We start from the raw sequence: 15,296 nt of genomic DNA on the forward strand, positions 1-15,296 counted from the left end.
GTCGGCGACCGCGGTCGCCACCAGCTCGTCCTTGGAGGTGAAGTGGATGTAGAAGGCCCCGTTGGTCAGGCCCGCGTCCTTCATCAGGGCCGTGATGCCCGAGCCGTCTATCCCGTCCCGCTTGAACCGGCGGCCGGCTGTCTCGATGATCCGTCGCCTGGTCGCCTGCTTGTGCTCTTGCCCGTATCGCACCGCGCACTCTCCTTCGTCGCCGGAAGGGTCGCTCACCCTTCATCGGCCCCACCACCGTATTGTATTGTGAACGTAATTCAATGCTCCGTGCGGCGATCGCCCTTGCGGGAGGGCGGCGGGCGAGGGTGTGCGGCCCCCGGTGTGCGCCCGAGGCCGACCGCTTGATCAAGCGCGTGGTCGACCCTTCTCGTCGCCCGGCCCCTCCTGTTGCCCCGCCGTTCCGTCGCCCGGCTCCTTCCTGTCGCCCGGCCCCTTCCCCGTAGCCCGGCCGCTCCCGTCGTGCCGCCGAACCCTGTCCGGCGTGCGGTCCGCGAGTCGCCGCAGAGGCCGCCGCATGCGTCCGCGAGGCGGCTCCCCGTGCTGCCGGTGGCGTCGGTGCGCCGCTCCCGGTGTCGACGCCGCCCTGTCCGGCGCGCGGCTTGCGCCCAGATGGAATTACGGTCATACTTCAATAGTCGACGGGGGCCGAGAGGCTCGGACCGCACAGGGTCCGACTCCCTCAGCCTTCGATGCGACCCCGGACTGCAGTCGCAGCCCGGAGATGTGTGCAGCTGCCCTGCGCCCTTTCTTCCCGCAAGGTGAAGGGGTGCAGGCGGACAGAAACCTCCCTAAGAAGGGCACGACCATGAATGACGCACAAGCAGCCCGGGGCGATGTCGTGACGTCGTACAAGAACGCGCCGACCCGCACCGTCACCGCCGGGGGAGTGACCTTCGCCTACCGTGACCTCGGCCCGCGCACCGGTGTCCCGGTGGTGTTCATCACCCACCTCGCCGCCGTGCTCGACAACTGGGACCCCAGGGTCGTCGACGGGATCGCCGCCAAGCACCGGGTCATCACGTTCGACAACAGGGGGATCGGCGCGTCGAGCGGTTCGACGCCGGACACCATTCAGGCGATGGCGAAGGACGCGGTCACCTTCATCCGGGCGCTCGGGCTCGAGCAGGTGGACATCCACGGCTTCTCGCTGGGCGGCATGATCGCCCAGGTGATCGTGCAGGAGGAGCCGCAGCTCGTCCGCAAGCTGATCCTCACGGGCACCGGCCCTGCCGGCGGCGAGGGCATCAAGAACGTGACGCGGCTGTCCCACCTCGACACCGTCCGGGCGCTGTTCACCCTTCAGGATCCCAAGCAGTTCCTCTTCTTCACCCGCACGGCCAACGGGCGCCGGGCCGGCAAGGAGTTCCTGGCCCGGCTGAAGGAGCGCACACAGGACCGGGACAAGGCGATCTCCCCGACGGCGTACCTCACCCAGCTCAAGGCCATTCACCGCTGGGGGCTCGAGCGGCCGCACGATCTGTCCGTCATTCGGCAGCCCGTGCTCGTCGCCAACGGCGACAACGACAGGATGGTGCCGACCCCGAACTCGACCGACATGGCTCACCGGCTGCCGAACGCCGAGCTGGTGATCTACCCCGACGCCGGTCACGGCGGCATCTTCCAGTTCCACCAGGAATTCGTCCGGACCGCTCTCGAGTTCCTCGCACGGCCGTAGACGCCGGACACGGGCGTCAGTCAAGCCTGAGAAACTGCCTCAGAGCCGCGACGCCCGCCGGGGCGAGCGGCTCGAGGGGCCGTTCGGCCCGTTCGGCCCGTTCGCTGCTCGGGACGCCCCGTGACGGCGCCGGCCACGGCGCGGACGGGGTCGACGTCCAGGGGGCGTGGCGCGGCGGAGCCAGGTGGCCATCTCCTGCGCTCCCCCACGCGGCCGCGGGCGGGTCGTCCCGATCGCGGGGCGCGCGAACGCTCAGCTCATGAAGGCGAGGCCGTTCTCGACGCCCTGCTCGAGGATCTCGTCGGCGAGCGTCTGGTCGGAGAGCGCACGGGACAGCTGCAGCGTGCCGACCATCATGGTGTAGAGCCCCACCGCCTTGCCGCGGGCTGACTGCGGATCCTCTGGCGTCAGGCGGGCGGCGATCTCCTCGACGATGGCCTTCGCGCCGTCGGTGTACGCCTGTTTGGTCGCGTTCCCGCAGCGGCCGATCTCGTCGAGCAGGGCGGCGGAGGGGCAGCCCATGCCGGGGTGGTCCCGGTGCTGGGGCGAGAGGTACTGGCGGATGAGGTCTTCGAGCCCCTGGCGTCCCGGCCGCAGGGTGTCGTACGCCTCCGTCTGCGCGCGCAGTTCCGCGGCGACGACGTTGGCGACGAGGTCGTCCTTGGACGCGAAGTGCGCGTAGAAGGCTCCATTGGTGAGCCCGGCGTCCGCCATCAGGGTGGAGACGCCGGAACCGTCTATGCCGTCCTGCTTGAACCGCTGGCCCGCCTTGTCGATGATCCGCTGCCGCGTGACCTGTTTGTGTTCCTTGGCGTAGCGCACCACTGGCGTTCTCCACTCGCTCCGTAAAAACACTGCGTCGCGCCCCAGCTTAATCCATGCCCTGCCGTACGTAATATTACGTTCGGTGGGCTTGTCCGGCGGAGGCGGCCCGTGATGCGGGGGCCGACGGCGCTCGTGTGCCCTCCTGATCGGTGGCGGCGCTCGCTGTGGGTTTCACGGGGGCGGGAGCGCGGGGGACCGGCGTCGCCCATCCAGCGTGTCCTCGGCGACCGGTCGCCGGTGTCCGCGGCGCACGAAGACCGGGCAGCCCGAGACTTCTGGCTGCCCGGCCTTCGTGCGCCGTCGTCTGTCCATGGCCCCGGGGGCCCAAGACCCCGAATGCCGCGGCCCCTTCGTCAGGCGGCGAGGGTGGGGTAGTCGGTGTATCCGGCCGCGCCGCCGCCGTACAAGGTGGCGGGGTCCGGGGCGTTCAGCGGAGCGCCGACGCGTATGCGCTCGAACAGGTCGGGGTTGGCGAGTGCCATCGAGCCCACCGTGATGACGTCGGCGAGGCCGTTCTCGATGTCCTTGGCGCGGGTGGCGATGTCGCCGGCGCGGTTGAGGAGCAGCGTGTTGCAGGGCCGTGCCGGTCGCGACGGCGCGCCGGAGCCCTCATGGCTGCCGGCTTCGGACGGCGTCCATGAGCAGGTCGAACATGCGGCCCAGTTGGTCGCGCCCCTCGGTCGGTGAGGTCGTGGCCAGCATGCCGACAAGGGTGAGGACGACGTCCTCCGCGTGGACGTCGTCGCGCAGTGTCCCGGTGGCTGTTCCGGCGGCGAGGATGGTGTGCACGGCGGCGGAGAGCTGTTCACGTGCCGGCGAGGCGGTCTCGGCCTCGGACGTGAGAACTGCCCGCAGCGCTTGTGCTGTCTCCCGTCGTGTCATCGCGTAGTCGGCGAATCGGTCCATCCAGCCGCGCAGGGCGTGGACCGGATCCTCGGTGCGCAGCAGCGCCTCGGCGTCGGCGCACAGCTGGGCCAGTTCGTGCCGGTAGATAGCTTCGACCAGCGCTTCCCGGGTGGGGAAGTGCCGGTAGAGCGTACCGATCCCGACCCCGGTGTCCCGTGCTATCTGCTTCAAGGACACCGGCACTTGTCCGGACGTGAACGCGTGGCGCGCGGCGTCGAGCAGGCGGGTGCGGTTGCGTGCCGCGTCCGCACGGAGGGGCTTGGGTGTGTCATGGCTCGACATGATGCGCAGGGGCCTTCGGTCAGGGTGCTGCGAGGCGGAGGAGTCTTTGCCCCGAGGGAACGTGGACAGGGCCGGAAGGGGAGCCGCCGTGGGGGCGGGTCGTTCGCGGGGGAGGCGAACCCCTGGCGGGGTGGCGGACCCCTGGCGGGAGGCGGGGAGGCGGGGAGGTCAGGAGGACGGAATGACGATCGGGGTGCCGAACAGGTAGAAGTTGCTGATGTCGATCACGAAGGGGGCGCCATAGGTGGGGAAGCGTTCGATGATGGCCTGCTTGTAGGCCGCGCCGTCGTCGCCGAGGAGCTCGCGCGCGACCTTCAGGTACTCGGCCATCTCCGTGAGAACGGCCTGTCCCGCGGGCAGTCCGTGTCCGGGCAGGATCGTGTCGTAGGCCGGGTCGGCGAGCTCCTGGAGGATGTCCTGCCAGCGGTCGATGTCGTGGTTTCCGACGAACACATGCGTCCTGTGGTAGACGACGTCCTGCGCCACCAGCACCCCGTGCTCGGGCAGCCGGATCAGCAACTGGTCGGAGGTCTCACCGCCGAAGAGGGCTTCGAAGACGAAGGGAACGCCGTCGATGACCTCGGTACCCGGAGTGATCAGGACGGTGGGGGCCACCTCCGCCGCGGGGACCGGGATGCCGGTCGGGTCCCTGAGGTCGCCCCTCGCCGCCATCTGATCACGCGTGACGGGCAGAGCGTGAATGGGTACGCCGAAGCGGGCCGCGCCCTGGTGCCGGACTTCAGGACGACGAGACCGCGCGGCACCTGCCCCTTCAGCGCGTCGGCCACGCCGATGACGGCGCATTCGGCGACGTCGGGATGGGCGGCCAGCCGCGCCGTTCGGCCGGGACGGCGGCCGACAGCAGGGTGAGCGTCAGCGGCGTCACGATCGCGGACCCGACGCCCTGCGCCGCGCGCGCGGCGATCAGTTCGCTCATCCCCGGTGCGAGTGCGGCGGCCGCCGAGGCCGCGGTGAAGATCGCGAGCCCGACGGCGAACAGTCTTCGGCGGCCGAAGCGGTCGCCGAGGGAGGCGCCGAACATGAGCAGGACGGCGAAGGCGAGGGTGTAGGCGCTCACCGTCCACTCGAGGTCTTCCAGACCGCCGCCGAGGTCCTCGCGGATCGAGGGGAGGGCGGTGGTGACGATCAGGTTGTCGAGCGCGGTGATGAATCCGGCCGCACTGGTGATGAGTACGGCCCAGAAGGCGCTGCCGCCCCGGGCCGGTTGCTGGCTTCGCTGCTCCATGACTTCCCTTGACGGACTGGGTTGGTAATTGGTCATTGGGATGGCGCTGTCGGCGCCGGCGTGAAGCCGAGCCCCGTCAGCGGCAGGCCGAGTCGGATTCCCGCGTGACGGGACCTCAGCCGGCTGCGGGCAGAGCGTCAGGACCTCTGCGGCCGGCGCCGACTGTGCGCGGCGACGCCGCTCGTGCGGGCCTGACCAGTCCGGTGTCGTAGGCGAAGATCACGGCCTGGACGCGCGGGCGCCGATCTCGGCGAGGATGTGGCTGGCGTGGGTCTGCACGGTGGATTCGGCCCATGACAGCCGTTCGCCGATCTCGAGGTCGCTCCAGCCGGAGGCGACGGCGGTCAGTACCTCGCGCTCGTGCCGGGTCAGGGATTCGTGCTCGCGCTGGGCCGGCCTCACCCATCACGGTCAGTTCGGGGTGCTGCTCCAGAAGCATCCGGAAGCCGAAGCGCTGCAGGGCGTGGTCGTCGACGATGAGAACGGTGGTCATGCCGGGTCTCCGTGTGGGCGGTGGTGGGGGTCGTGGGGAGGAGAGGGGCACAAACCGTCCAGTCGCCGCTGGAGTCGGGGCCCGCAGTGACCTCTCCTTGGCGGCGGGCGGCCCCCTCGCGCAGGCCGACCGGCCTCTGGGGGCCACCGCCATGGCCGTCCACGGCGTAGAGGGCGGGGATGACGACGGCGCGCTGCCGTGTACGGGAGCGGCGCACCTCCCCTTGCTGCCGTTGCTTTGGAACCTTGGTAGGACTTCACAGATCGACAGTCGGCCGACCGGTTGCTCACGTCTTTGACGCTACTGACAAAGGGATGGCAGCGGATCCGTCACCGTATCGGTCACAGGTCCGCGTCCACGGTCGCGGAGCTCGGCGAGGGGTTGCGCGGGCTGATCGAGTTCGCGCACGGTGATCTGGAAATCGCCTGCCGTCGACTGACCCGGGACATGGAGCGGGTGACCGATCCCGGTCAGGCGTTCAGGCTCGGCAGCATGGCGCTGCGGGCGGCGGGGCACGGCGAACTGCAGCGCGAGGCGCTCGAGCGGCTCGAACGGCGGCTCCCACAGGGGAACTTCCCCAATGCTGACCTGCTGCCATTGCTGCGCGGATGGCGGAAGGAGGAACAGGGCGGCGGCTCCGACAACGGCGACCAGGTCGTGGCCCCCGGCGCTGAGATCCTCACCCGCCTCAGCGGCAGTTCCTGGCTCCTGATGCCGCCGGCACCGCTGGCGTGGCCTGGGGCATCGAGTCCGCCCTGCAAGAGGCGCTCCGCCGCGAGACCGATGCACTGCGGCACACGGACCAGGTGACCGCCCTGACCCAGGCGCTGGCCCAGACCGTGGCGCCCGACATCGTGCAAGGCTCGTGGGTTTCGGCCGCGGCGAACGCAATCGACTTCGATGACGGGCTGCGGTTGATGGGGTGAATGGCGCTATTCCCGAGGCTGCCCGGGTGGCTCGCCGGTGCTCGGATCCTTACCGGGGGACATCTCCGTCACGATCCCTTGGGTCGGGTCAGCCGTGCTGCACCCCCTTGTCGCGCGCAGTCGGGCCGATGTGCGGGAGGCGGTGTCAGCCGGGCAGCTGGTTGAGTTTGCGGATCTGCTGGTCGAAGACGCGGGCGGGAACGAGGCAGCGGGCGTCGCTGACGCGTGAGGCCACGGGGCCGGCGGTGTGGCGAGGGCTCGGCTTCTTGTCGGTGGGGCTGCCTCGACGATCACCTTCGCGACGACGGCGGGGTCGTCGCCCTTCTTCATCGCCGCCACCATGCCCTCGTCGAAGGCGCGCCGCCGTTCCGCGTACAGGGACAGCGGGGTGTCGGGCCGCGCGGCGTTGGCATCGAAACCCGTCCTGGTGAGTGCGGGCTGGACGAGGAGGACCCGGACGCCGTGCTCGCGGACCTCGTGGTCCGGCCGCTCGGAGTAGCAGCGTCGAGAACCTGGTAGAGAGTCAGGCCGGTTTGCGGACTCTTCGGTCGAGCCGCCTGAGGGTGAGGAATGCCTGGGCGGCGGTGACGAGAGCGACGTGGTGGGGCCGGCGACGCCAGGTGCGGCCCTCGGAGGGGTCCAGTCCGAGGCCATGCCTGAGCTCGCGGTACTCAGGACTCAAGGAATTCAAGCGCCCTTGTGACGAAATCGTCGTGGTACTGGAAGATCCCCCCGTGGCCGGAATCGGGGTAGAGGGGGACAAGCTCGCTCCGGGGCAGACGCGCGGCCAGGTCGATGGCGTTCTGGCTGGGCACCATCCGGTCGTTCTCGCCGCTTGCCACGAGGACGGGCTGGCGCACGGCCGACAGGTCTGAGGGCGCCTGGCGGCCCCACCGTTTGACGGCCTTCAACTGGGCGCGGACCGACGACAGCGAGATGTCCTTGTCACGGTTGTCCGTGCGCTCCTCCAGTCGCCGCAGGAGGGCGCGTCCTGCCCGTCGGCCGCCTGCGGTTTCGGTGAAGAAGATGGAGAGTATCGGGTCCTGGCGGGTCAGGGCGCCCTTGATCGTGGCCCGGATGGCGAGAGCGGGAACCTTGTCGATGTTCTGGCCGCCGGCGGGGCCCGTGCACGCGAGGATGACCTTGCGGACGAGGCGCGGTTCTTCTTCGGCGACGACCTGCGCGATGAAGCCGCCCATCGACAGCCCCAACAGATCGACCTGGTCGAAGCCGAGGGCACGGATGAACCGCACCGCGTCGTGGGCCATCCCTGCGATCGTGTCCGGCGTGGAGCCGCCCGACCCGCCCACCCCGCGGTTCCCGAAGGTGATCACCCGGCGTCGGGCGGCGAGTCCGTCGACGACGCGCGGATCCCAGTTGTCCAGGTTTCCGGTCATGTGGATCAGGAGGATCAGCGGCACGCCGTTCTCGGGGCCGTGCTGCCGATACACGAAGTCCACCCCGTCAACGGACACGGAGCGGGTCGGCGCGTTCTTGTGCGACGGTCGTGAGGGGTGCGGGGAATTGCGTGGTGCGCTCATGTCCAGGTCTTTCATGTAGGCGGGTATTCGGCGTTCTCATTACGGGAGGGGCGGACGGGGGACCGTCTTCATCTCGTTCAGGCGTCTCGGATCGTGCGGTCGAGCGGGTTGATGCCCGCGGGACTGGATCCGGCCCAGCACTCGTCCGCACCCACGGTCGGCCGGGCGCCTCGCCTGCCCGCACGCGGGCCTTGTCGCCGTAGCGCTCTGCCGTGGCCCCTCGTCGCTGTCTTCTGCATGTCGTTCTGGCAGTGGACGCGGGTGCTGCTCGTCCCGGGCTTCCCCGGCGCTGGAGGATGCCTTTTTCGGTATGGCTCCCAAGAGAGGATCGGGCCGGGCGATGAGCGCGCGTCAGTCACGCTGGGGGGCAGTGCCCGACGTGCGTCTCGGTGCCAGAACTCTTCGGAGCTGCCCCACCTCGCGTCCTGGATGCCGGTGTGAGGGGCATCAGGTTCCCCGCTATTTAAATTACGCTCATCATTCTAAGTGGCTGATCGATGGGCCGCAAGGGGATGCCGGTCGCCATCCGTTTCGCGTCGGGATGGTGGTGATGAGCCGGTCGCGGGCTTGGTGAACGTCCAGGGGCGTGGCCGGTCGACCCCGGCGGCATGGTCGTGGGCGGAGGCGGCCCGCGCTGTCACGCGATCACCGGATCGCACGCCTCGACGGCCGTGCCGCGGTTGTGGCCTTGTGTCTTCGCCGCATCCCGTCCGGTCGTGTCCGCGGACGTCCCGGTGACCGTGTGCAGGTTCTCGGTGTCGAATGGATCCCTCCTCGCGCGTGGGTGTCGAGCCCAGGGGAAGGCGTTGGTGCAGTGGGGGCGGTGTGGAGGGCGAGCGGCGCGCCGCTGCGCTGTTTTCGCGTATGCGTCGGTCAGCGTGCCGTCCCAGTCTGCTCATGCTCGACGCCCAGCAGTGCGAGGGCGTTGTGGATGCCCTGCTCCAGGACTTCGTCGGCGAGCCGCCGATCGGCCAGGGCCCGTGAGAGCTGGAGCGTTCCGGCCATCATGGCGTAGGCGCTCAGTGATTTGGCGCGGGCCGAGAGCGGGTCATCCGGCGCCAGCCTGGCGGCGATGCCGTCCGCGACCACCAGCACGCCGTCGGTGTAAGCCTGCTTGGTCGAGTGTGTGCGACGTCCTATTTCGTCGAGCAGGGCGGCGGAGGGGCAGCCGTCGTCGGGGCTGTCGCGGTGCCAGGGGGACAGGTACCAGCGCACGATCTGTTCGAGTCCGGCGTGGCCGGGTACTGCGTGCGCGACGATGTGCGCGTTCTGGGCGTGCAGTTGGTCGGCGACCGTGGTGGCCACGAGGTCGTCCTTGGACGTGAAGTGGGTGTAGAAGGCGCCGTTGGTCAGCCCGGCATCCTTCATGAGTGCCGCGATGCCCGAGCCCTCGATGCCGTCCTTCTTGAAGCGGCGGCCGGCCGTTTCGATGATCCTCTGCCTGGTCGCCTGCTTGTGTTCGTTCCCGTATCGCACCACGCACTCCTCTGTCTGCCGGGAGGGCTGTGCGCCCGCCGCCGACTGCTTCAACGCATTATATTGTGAACGTAATCCAATAGCTCGGAGCATCGGGCCGCTCGATCGGGGCTGTGACGCTGCCTGCTCGACGCCGCGCCCGCGGTCGCGGCGAAACGCTTCGGCCGTCGGCCTGCGTGTCGGCGCGTGACCTGCCGCGTAACTCTGCTCGCCGAGAAGGTCTGGGCGTCGAAGCGGCCTGCGATGACGACACCGGCACCCGCGAGCAGAGGCGTGAGGATGCTGACCACGATGCCGTTGACGTGGAAGAGGGGCAGGATCAGCAGGCAGCGGTCGTCCTGCCCCGCCGCGCAACGTCCTCACGTCCTGCGGGCGTCGGCTGCTCGCCGCCGCAGCGGAGCCGCGACGAGCGCGATCGATCTATTGGGGAGGCAGAGGGGCAGGGGGCGACGGATCGGCGTGCGCGAGGATCGCCCGGCGCGCCCTGAGAGCGGCGGCCAGCAGGCTTTCGTCCAGCCTCATCTCGGCGTCGCGGGTGGAGTCGTTGACAGGGATGCGGGTACGCCTGTCGATCAGGGCCGTCACGGCCGGCAGCGCGGGGCGCGCGTGGCCGCCCATCCGCGCGAGACCCGCCAGGTAGTACTCGCCCACCGCGTAGTCGGCCAGGTGCGGTGTCATGAGGGCGAGCAGCCGGGACAGTGCGCCGGGACCGGCGTGCCTGAGCCACAGCGGGGCGCACTCCGCCTGTGAGCGGCAGGGGCGACGGAACGTCAGGTTGTACAGCTGGGCCGCCTGTCGGAAGGTCAGCGGGCCGGCGTCCAGCAGGGCCCCGAAGATCTCACAGGCGTGAGCGAGGCGGGTGACGCCCACGGGCTTGGCGGCGAGAAGTGCGGCGGCGGATGCGCTGTCGTACGACCTTGCGGCGGACGGGATCCGGCGGGCCCTCGTGGTCGCCGTGCAGGGGGCTTCGGACAGGAGAGCTCTGTGTGCCCGCACCGCCGCCTCGGAGATCGAGGCTGTCGTGAGGGCCGCACCGAGAGCGGGGGTGATCCCCTCACGGTGGTGTCGCACGAGCAGCGGCAGCAGCCTGACCGGGGCGATCCGCCAGCCGTGGCATGCCTCGCGGGCCAAGTCGGCGCCGATGTCCCGGGTTTCGGGGTCGTCGAGGAGACGGGCCACGAGGGTGTACGTGTCGTGCTCGCGCCCGAGTCCGTACAGGGCCTCTCCCCAGAGGTGCCCGACGTCCTCCAGGTGGTGAGCGGCTTCCCGGGCGTCGTCGAGGAGTGCGTCGTCCAGGGATCGCCATCGCGCGGGTGGCGCGGCCCGCAGTGTCTCCAGGTGGGCGAGGAAGCGGACCGACGCGAGGCCGTCGCCGGTCAGGTCGGCGGCGGTCGGGCCGAGCGCCCTGGCCAGAACGGTGCGCACGACAGGATCATCGAGTTCGCCGAGGAAGGCGAGAACCAGGTCGGGCTGCCCGCGGTGGCCGACGAGGCACGCAGCCCGGCGCCGCACGTCCTCGTCGGGGTCACCGAACCGGGCCACAGCGGCGTCGACGGCCTCCGGCCAGGGCTGTAGGTGGCTCAGGTTCTGGAGGAGGTCCAACGCCGCTAGGCGTACGACGGGGGAGTCCGCGTGTGCGAGCCCGAGCAGCCGGGTGGCGACGGGGCCGGAGCGGTCGGCGCGTACCGCCTCGAAGAGCGCGATACGGGAAGGGTGGGCGGGTGTCATGGCGCTGCCGTCGGCCACGGCCTCGTCCGGCCACGTCATCGTGCGGGGCGGAAGTCGCCCTTCCGTGCTGGAGTTCCGATCATGGGTCGGATCATCCCACACGACTGGGCGACGCGGGCAGGCTGTCGGCAGCCCGAGTACGTCTCGTGGCGACCGCCCAGGCAGCGCGGCTCACGGCGGCTCCGCTCACGTCCGCCCGCTCCCGGGCTGCCACTGACATGCCTTGACCAGCGGGTTCGTGTGGCAGAAAGTAGCCCCACTGATCAACTGGGGCGGGAAGCATGACACATGAGGAATACATCGTCCGCTGCGAGGAGCTCTTCGCGGTGGGCGCGTTCACGAAGGTCCGGAAGCTGGCCGAATCAGGCTTGGAGGAACTCGGGCCCGATCCGGTGCTCTACCGGTGGCTCGGCCTCGCGCACGCGGCTGAGGACGAGGACGACCACGACGCCGAGGCGGAGAAGGCCTACAGGGCCGGACTCGCACAGCGGCCCGACGACCTCGGACTGCTCGTCTCCTACCTCGAACTGTGCCTGCGGGCCGACGCGTGGACGTACCCGGGGCGCAGCGCTCGGGCAGGCTCGCTGAAGGAGCGGATCGCCCTGCTGGCTCCGGCAGGATCGCCTGAGGCGGCACTGGTGGAGGACGCGCTCGCCCGGGCCGGGCGGGGCTACTGGCAGGACGCCCGGGAGAGGGCGGCCTCCGCGCGGGCGGAGCGGGCGGCTCTGACGTCCCACAGCGCCGATGTCGCCGAAGCGCTGGAACAGGGAGGCCGGACGCCCGCGCATCCCGAGGACCTGCAGGCCGCCGAGGTGGCGGCCGCGCTGGAACTGCTGGCCGGCCCGTGGCGGGCGCCGCTCCGGTTTTTGGTCCGCCACCGGGCGGCCGCGTACGGCGCCACCTTCGTGCTGGTCCTCGCCACCAACAAGGCGCTGGTGCTGAGCGGGATCGTTTCCTACAGCGTCTGGGGCTGGTTCTGGTACGTGCCCCTGCTGCTGGCGGACGCGAGACTCAAGCAGGCCCGGCGGCTGGCCCGCGAGCGGGTGATCGGCGCGATCGAGGCGCGGCACGCCGGGACCGTCGCCGAAGGCTAGGCGCTGTCCGCCGGATTACGGCTACCTGCACTGGTTCGGCTGTGTGGGCAGGGGTCAAGGTCCGGCCATGACGGCCGGGCCGCAGGCCACGTCCAGCCCCGATCGGCCGGCCCACGCAGGGGCACCGGCCGAGGGCTCACCACGCTCGCGTGCGAGGGACGCGGCGTCGGCCGGGAGCAGCGCGAGGCGCGGGGGACGGGTCGTGCCCCTCGGCTGGTGACCTGGCCGATCATGGAGTGTCCGACGGCAGGCTGCCCTGGCCCGGCCACCCGGCGGGCGCCACCCCGCCGGGTGGCCGGAGCTGCCGTTCGCCCGGCCGCAGGGGCTCTGCATGGCCTTAGGGTCGAGCAGGCAGGGCCGGACGACATGATCGAAGATGAGGCGGAGCGCGTGATCCGGGTAGTGGTGGTCGACGACGATGAGACCCGGCCGCGGTGAGACGGCTCCACGCGCCACCTCGGCCCGGGCCGCTCTTGGATGCGGCATCTGCCGCTCGCGCCATGCCCCGACACCGGTCATGCCAGGTGGTGCAGGGGCAGTCGGCGCATCAGCCCCTCCGTGGGGTCATGGACTGGGATCATCTCCACAAGACGCGGATGCAACGCAGCGCAGAGCCGACGGCGGGCGACCGAGGAGCGGGTGCCCCGCGAAACTGGAGGGGCGACCATGGACAGGGTTCACAGCGAGGCCCCGGCGATCAGTCTGTCCAAGATGCAGGCGCAGGCCCCGGACTTGGTGAGCCTCTACAAGGCGGCCGGGTCCAGCGTGCGTGCGCACGGTCTTGAGGGAGTACGTGCTGCGGTGTATCTCGTGCTTGACCGCTCGGGTTCGATGCGGCCCTACTATAAGGACGGCACCATGCAACATCTTGGTGAGCAGGTCCTCTCCTTGTCCGCTCACCTCGATGACGACGGCATCGTGCCGGTGGTGTTCTTCTCCACCGACGTCGACGGATCCACCGACCTCACACTCGGAGGCCATCGTGGCCGTATCAACAAGCTGCACGAGAACCTCGGTCGCATGGGGCGGACGAACTACCACTGGGCCATGGACGGCGTCATCGACCACTACCTGGCTTCCGGCAGTGACGACCCGGCGCTGGTGATATTCCAGACGGACGGCGGCCCCACCAGCAAGTTCGCGGCCGAACGGTACCTGTGCAAGGCTGCTCGCCTGCCGCTGTTCTGGCAGTTCGTCGGGTTCGGCGACCCTGATGACAACGAGTTCGCCTTTCTCCGCCGCCTGGACACCCTGGCCGTCCCGGCACACCGAGTCGTCGACAACGCAGGCTTCTTCCACGCCGGCCGTGATCCGCGCACCGTACGCGACGACCTCCTCTACGACCGGCTTCTGCAAGAGTTCCCCGACTGGCTCTCGGCGGCTCGCGCCGCTCAGGTCCTGCAGTGAACCCGTGAGCCGTGAATGGCTGCCCCGCAAGCGGGCCAGAACGTCTGCCTGTTCCGGAATCTCGAGGCCAAGAGCTGCCGCAGCACGGTCCTTTCGGGGCAAGAGGTCCGGCATGTCCAGCAAGTACTCGGTCGCGAGATCGCGACTCTCCTCGTTCGTGAACGCTCGGCAGTCGCGCCGCCACGGGGCGACCGGGAGCAGCCGCAGGAGCTCGGGCAGCCCGATGCGACCAGGGCCGCACCCCCTTCGGAGTCGGCATAGAGGATCGGACGCTCCTCGCCGCCTTCACCGCAGAAGAAGTACGTGCCCCCGGCTCCGCCGCCGGCGAATCCCTCGAGCGCGACCCCGGGAGGCGAGGTGGACCGTCTCGACGTGATCGCCTCGGTCCAGGTCGAAGTCACCCGGCCAAGCGAGGAAGCGGGGCGCTTCGTCCTGCTCGCGGACTGCAGCGATCGACGACTCCATGCACCGCAGCTGACGGCTCACTGGTTGACAGGGATCGTCGGGAATCAGTCACGGGGGCGGGGCGCTGCGGTGTAGCGCGCTACGGCGCGAATGTTGACGTCGATCTCGGCTGTGACGACGCGGGTGACACCCACGATCACGGCGGTCGCCAGCAGCCAGCAGCCGGCAGCCGGCAGCCGGCAGCCGGCAGCCGGCCGAAGGCGATCAGGGGGTAGCACCTCCGCCAGGTGAACGGGGCCCGGCTGTGCCCGCGCCGTCCCACCTGGCCGCTGGGCACGGGCCGCAGTCCACTGGCTGCCGGGTATCCCGCACGCTCCGCCTCTCCGCCGTTTCGCCGCACGCCGGATCCCGTCCGCTCTCGCGCGCGGATCCCTGCCCGCGCCGCCCTGCGGCGGAGCCGGCCGGCAATTCCACACCGGACGGCCGTCGCCCGGGCAGGACGTCGGGCAGGACGTCGTGCAGGGCATCGCGGGTCACGCTCGCAGGTCCGCGCAGCTCACCTGAGAGCGTCAGGGCGACCCTCGGCGGGTGTCAGTGGCGTTTGGCACGATGGTGATCATGAGTCACAACATCGCGTACTCCACCGCCGACAAGGCGGATGTCCTGGCCTTTCTGGGCAGCGACGGCAATCTGAGCGCAGATCAGCTGCGCCGCCTCGAGTCGATGCGCCGGGCTGCGCGGGCTGCCCAGGACGACCTTGACCGTCAGGACGTCGACTGGGGCCTGTCCGTCCCCGTGGCACTCGATCACCTCATCGCTGGGCGCGCCGACTCGGATGCGCAGTGTGCGGGCAACGCCTACCACTGCGCTGTGCAGCTGATCATCGACCACAACGCGTCTGATCCGATGCACCTGGGCACCTATTCGAAGCCCTCGACGTTCTTCGGCCTGGTCGACGACGAGATGCGACGCCTGGGCGTACCCGCCGACCTGCTGCCCCACGGATATCTCTACGACGGGCTGCCTGACGGCTTCCCGTTCATCCCGTACTCGATCGACGGCTATCCCGCCATCGGCCATCTGCCGCTCGCCAGGGCCAAGCCCGCCGCCGAGGCCTACCGCGCGGTCGTGGACCGGATGCCTGCCGACTTCCAGTACGACGTGCAGGAGCTGATCGAAAAGCTCGAGACCGAGCACAAGGAGTGGGAGTACGCCACGAAGAACATCGGCTGGTACTCCCAGGACACCCTCTTCTTCAAGCTCACCTGATCGACTGCCTG

12 protein-coding genes and 5 pseudogenes are annotated in these 15,296 nt (G+C 70.0%); 5 read left to right on the plus strand and 12 right to left on the minus strand.

Annotated elements, in window-relative coordinates; genetic code table 11:
- A partial coding sequence (locus ACN6LD_RS17390; protein WP_445043637.1) for a TetR family transcriptional regulator occupies window positions 1-192 on the minus strand: 192 nt, incomplete at its 3' end.
- A 625-nt stretch (window positions 193-817) separates the two neighbouring features.
- On the opposite strand from ACN6LD_RS17390, the gene ACN6LD_RS17395 reads away from it, so the two are divergent.
- A complete protein-coding gene (locus ACN6LD_RS17395) occupies window positions 818-1,687 on the plus strand; it encodes an alpha/beta fold hydrolase (RefSeq protein WP_319193506.1) in 870 nt (289 codons plus the stop codon).
- Between the two features lie 252 nt (window positions 1,688-1,939).
- On the opposite strand, the gene ACN6LD_RS17400 is transcribed toward ACN6LD_RS17395, so the two are convergent.
- The 7 genes and pseudogenes from ACN6LD_RS17400 to ACN6LD_RS17430 form a co-directional block, all read right to left on the minus strand.
- On the minus strand, window positions 1,940-2,512 hold the full coding sequence (locus tag ACN6LD_RS17400; RefSeq protein ID WP_319193508.1) for a TetR/AcrR family transcriptional regulator: 573 nt from the start codon (window positions 2,510-2,512) through the stop codon (window positions 1,940-1,942).
- Between the two features lie 353 nt (window positions 2,513-2,865).
- Window positions 2,866-3,081: pseudogene (locus ACN6LD_RS17405) on the minus strand (alkene reductase); the annotation flags it as partial.
- A gap of 40 nt (window positions 3,082-3,121) precedes the next feature.
- Window positions 3,122-3,700, minus strand: coding sequence for a TetR/AcrR family transcriptional regulator (locus ACN6LD_RS17410; protein ID WP_319193510.1), 579 nt, complete (start codon window positions 3,698-3,700; stop codon window positions 3,122-3,124).
- A 168-nt stretch (window positions 3,701-3,868) separates the two neighbouring features.
- Window positions 3,869-4,372 carry an MBL fold metallo-hydrolase gene (locus ACN6LD_RS17415; protein WP_319198397.1) on the minus strand — a complete coding sequence of 168 codons (504 nt, stop codon included), beginning with the start codon at window positions 4,370-4,372 and terminating at the stop codon, window positions 3,869-3,871.
- Between the two features lie 44 nt (window positions 4,373-4,416).
- Window positions 4,417-4,530: pseudogene (locus ACN6LD_RS17420) on the minus strand (AMP-binding enzyme); the annotation flags it as partial.
- Window positions 4,530-4,946 (minus strand): annotated as a pseudogene (locus ACN6LD_RS17425) (MFS transporter); the annotation flags it as partial. The pseudogenes ACN6LD_RS17420 and ACN6LD_RS17425, both read right to left, overlap by 1 nt.
- A 115-nt stretch (window positions 4,947-5,061) precedes the next feature.
- Window positions 5,062-5,321: pseudogene (locus tag ACN6LD_RS17430) on the minus strand (response regulator transcription factor); the annotation flags it as partial.
- A gap of 412 nt (window positions 5,322-5,733) precedes the next feature.
- Between ACN6LD_RS17430 and ACN6LD_RS17435 the strand changes: the two are divergent.
- Window positions 5,734-6,249 carry a hypothetical protein gene (locus ACN6LD_RS17435; protein ID WP_445043638.1) on the plus strand — a complete coding sequence of 172 codons (516 nt, stop codon included), beginning with the start codon at window positions 5,734-5,736 and terminating at the stop codon, window positions 6,247-6,249.
- 639 nt (window positions 6,250-6,888) lie between these two features.
- Here ACN6LD_RS17435 and ACN6LD_RS17440 read toward each other — a convergent pair.
- The 4 genes and pseudogenes from ACN6LD_RS17440 to ACN6LD_RS17455 all read right to left on the minus strand — a co-directional run.
- A pseudogene (locus ACN6LD_RS17440) lies at window positions 6,889-7,038 on the minus strand (IS701 family transposase); the annotation flags it as partial.
- Window positions 7,037-7,825, minus strand: a complete 789-nt coding sequence (locus tag ACN6LD_RS17445) for an alpha/beta fold hydrolase (protein WP_445043639.1) — start codon at window positions 7,823-7,825, stop codon at window positions 7,037-7,039. The pseudogene ACN6LD_RS17440 and the gene ACN6LD_RS17445, both read right to left, overlap by 2 nt.
- A 954-nt stretch (window positions 7,826-8,779) precedes the next feature.
- A complete protein-coding gene (locus tag ACN6LD_RS17450) occupies window positions 8,780-9,385 on the minus strand; it encodes a TetR/AcrR family transcriptional regulator (protein WP_445043640.1) in 606 nt (201 codons plus the stop codon).
- A gap of 417 nt (window positions 9,386-9,802) precedes the next feature.
- The gene (locus ACN6LD_RS17455; RefSeq protein ID WP_445043641.1) at window positions 9,803-11,149 is read right to left on the minus strand and encodes a HEAT repeat domain-containing protein; all 1,347 of its coding nucleotides are present in this window, start codon (window positions 11,147-11,149) and stop codon (window positions 9,803-9,805) included.
- Between the two features lie 242 nt (window positions 11,150-11,391).
- Between ACN6LD_RS17455 and ACN6LD_RS17460 the strand changes: the two genes are divergently transcribed.
- The 3 genes from ACN6LD_RS17460 (at window position 11,392) to ACN6LD_RS17470 (ending at window position 15,285) form a co-directional block, all read left to right on the plus strand.
- Window positions 11,392-12,204, plus strand: coding sequence for a hypothetical protein (locus ACN6LD_RS17460; RefSeq protein WP_445043642.1), 813 nt, complete (start codon window positions 11,392-11,394; stop codon window positions 12,202-12,204).
- A 666-nt stretch (window positions 12,205-12,870) separates the two neighbouring features.
- Window positions 12,871-13,611: a vWA domain-containing protein gene (locus tag ACN6LD_RS17465; RefSeq protein ID WP_445043643.1), complete on the plus strand. Its 741-nt coding sequence runs from the start codon at window positions 12,871-12,873 to the stop codon at window positions 13,609-13,611.
- A gap of 1,023 nt (window positions 13,612-14,634) precedes the next feature.
- Window positions 14,635-15,285 (plus strand): DUF7691 family protein, encoded by a 651-nt coding sequence (locus ACN6LD_RS17470; RefSeq protein WP_445043644.1) that lies wholly within the window; start codon window positions 14,635-14,637, stop codon window positions 15,283-15,285.
- The last annotated feature ends 11 nt before the right edge of the window (window positions 15,286-15,296 follow it).

It is taken from the genome of Streptomyces sp. SAS_272 (assembly GCF_052543235.1).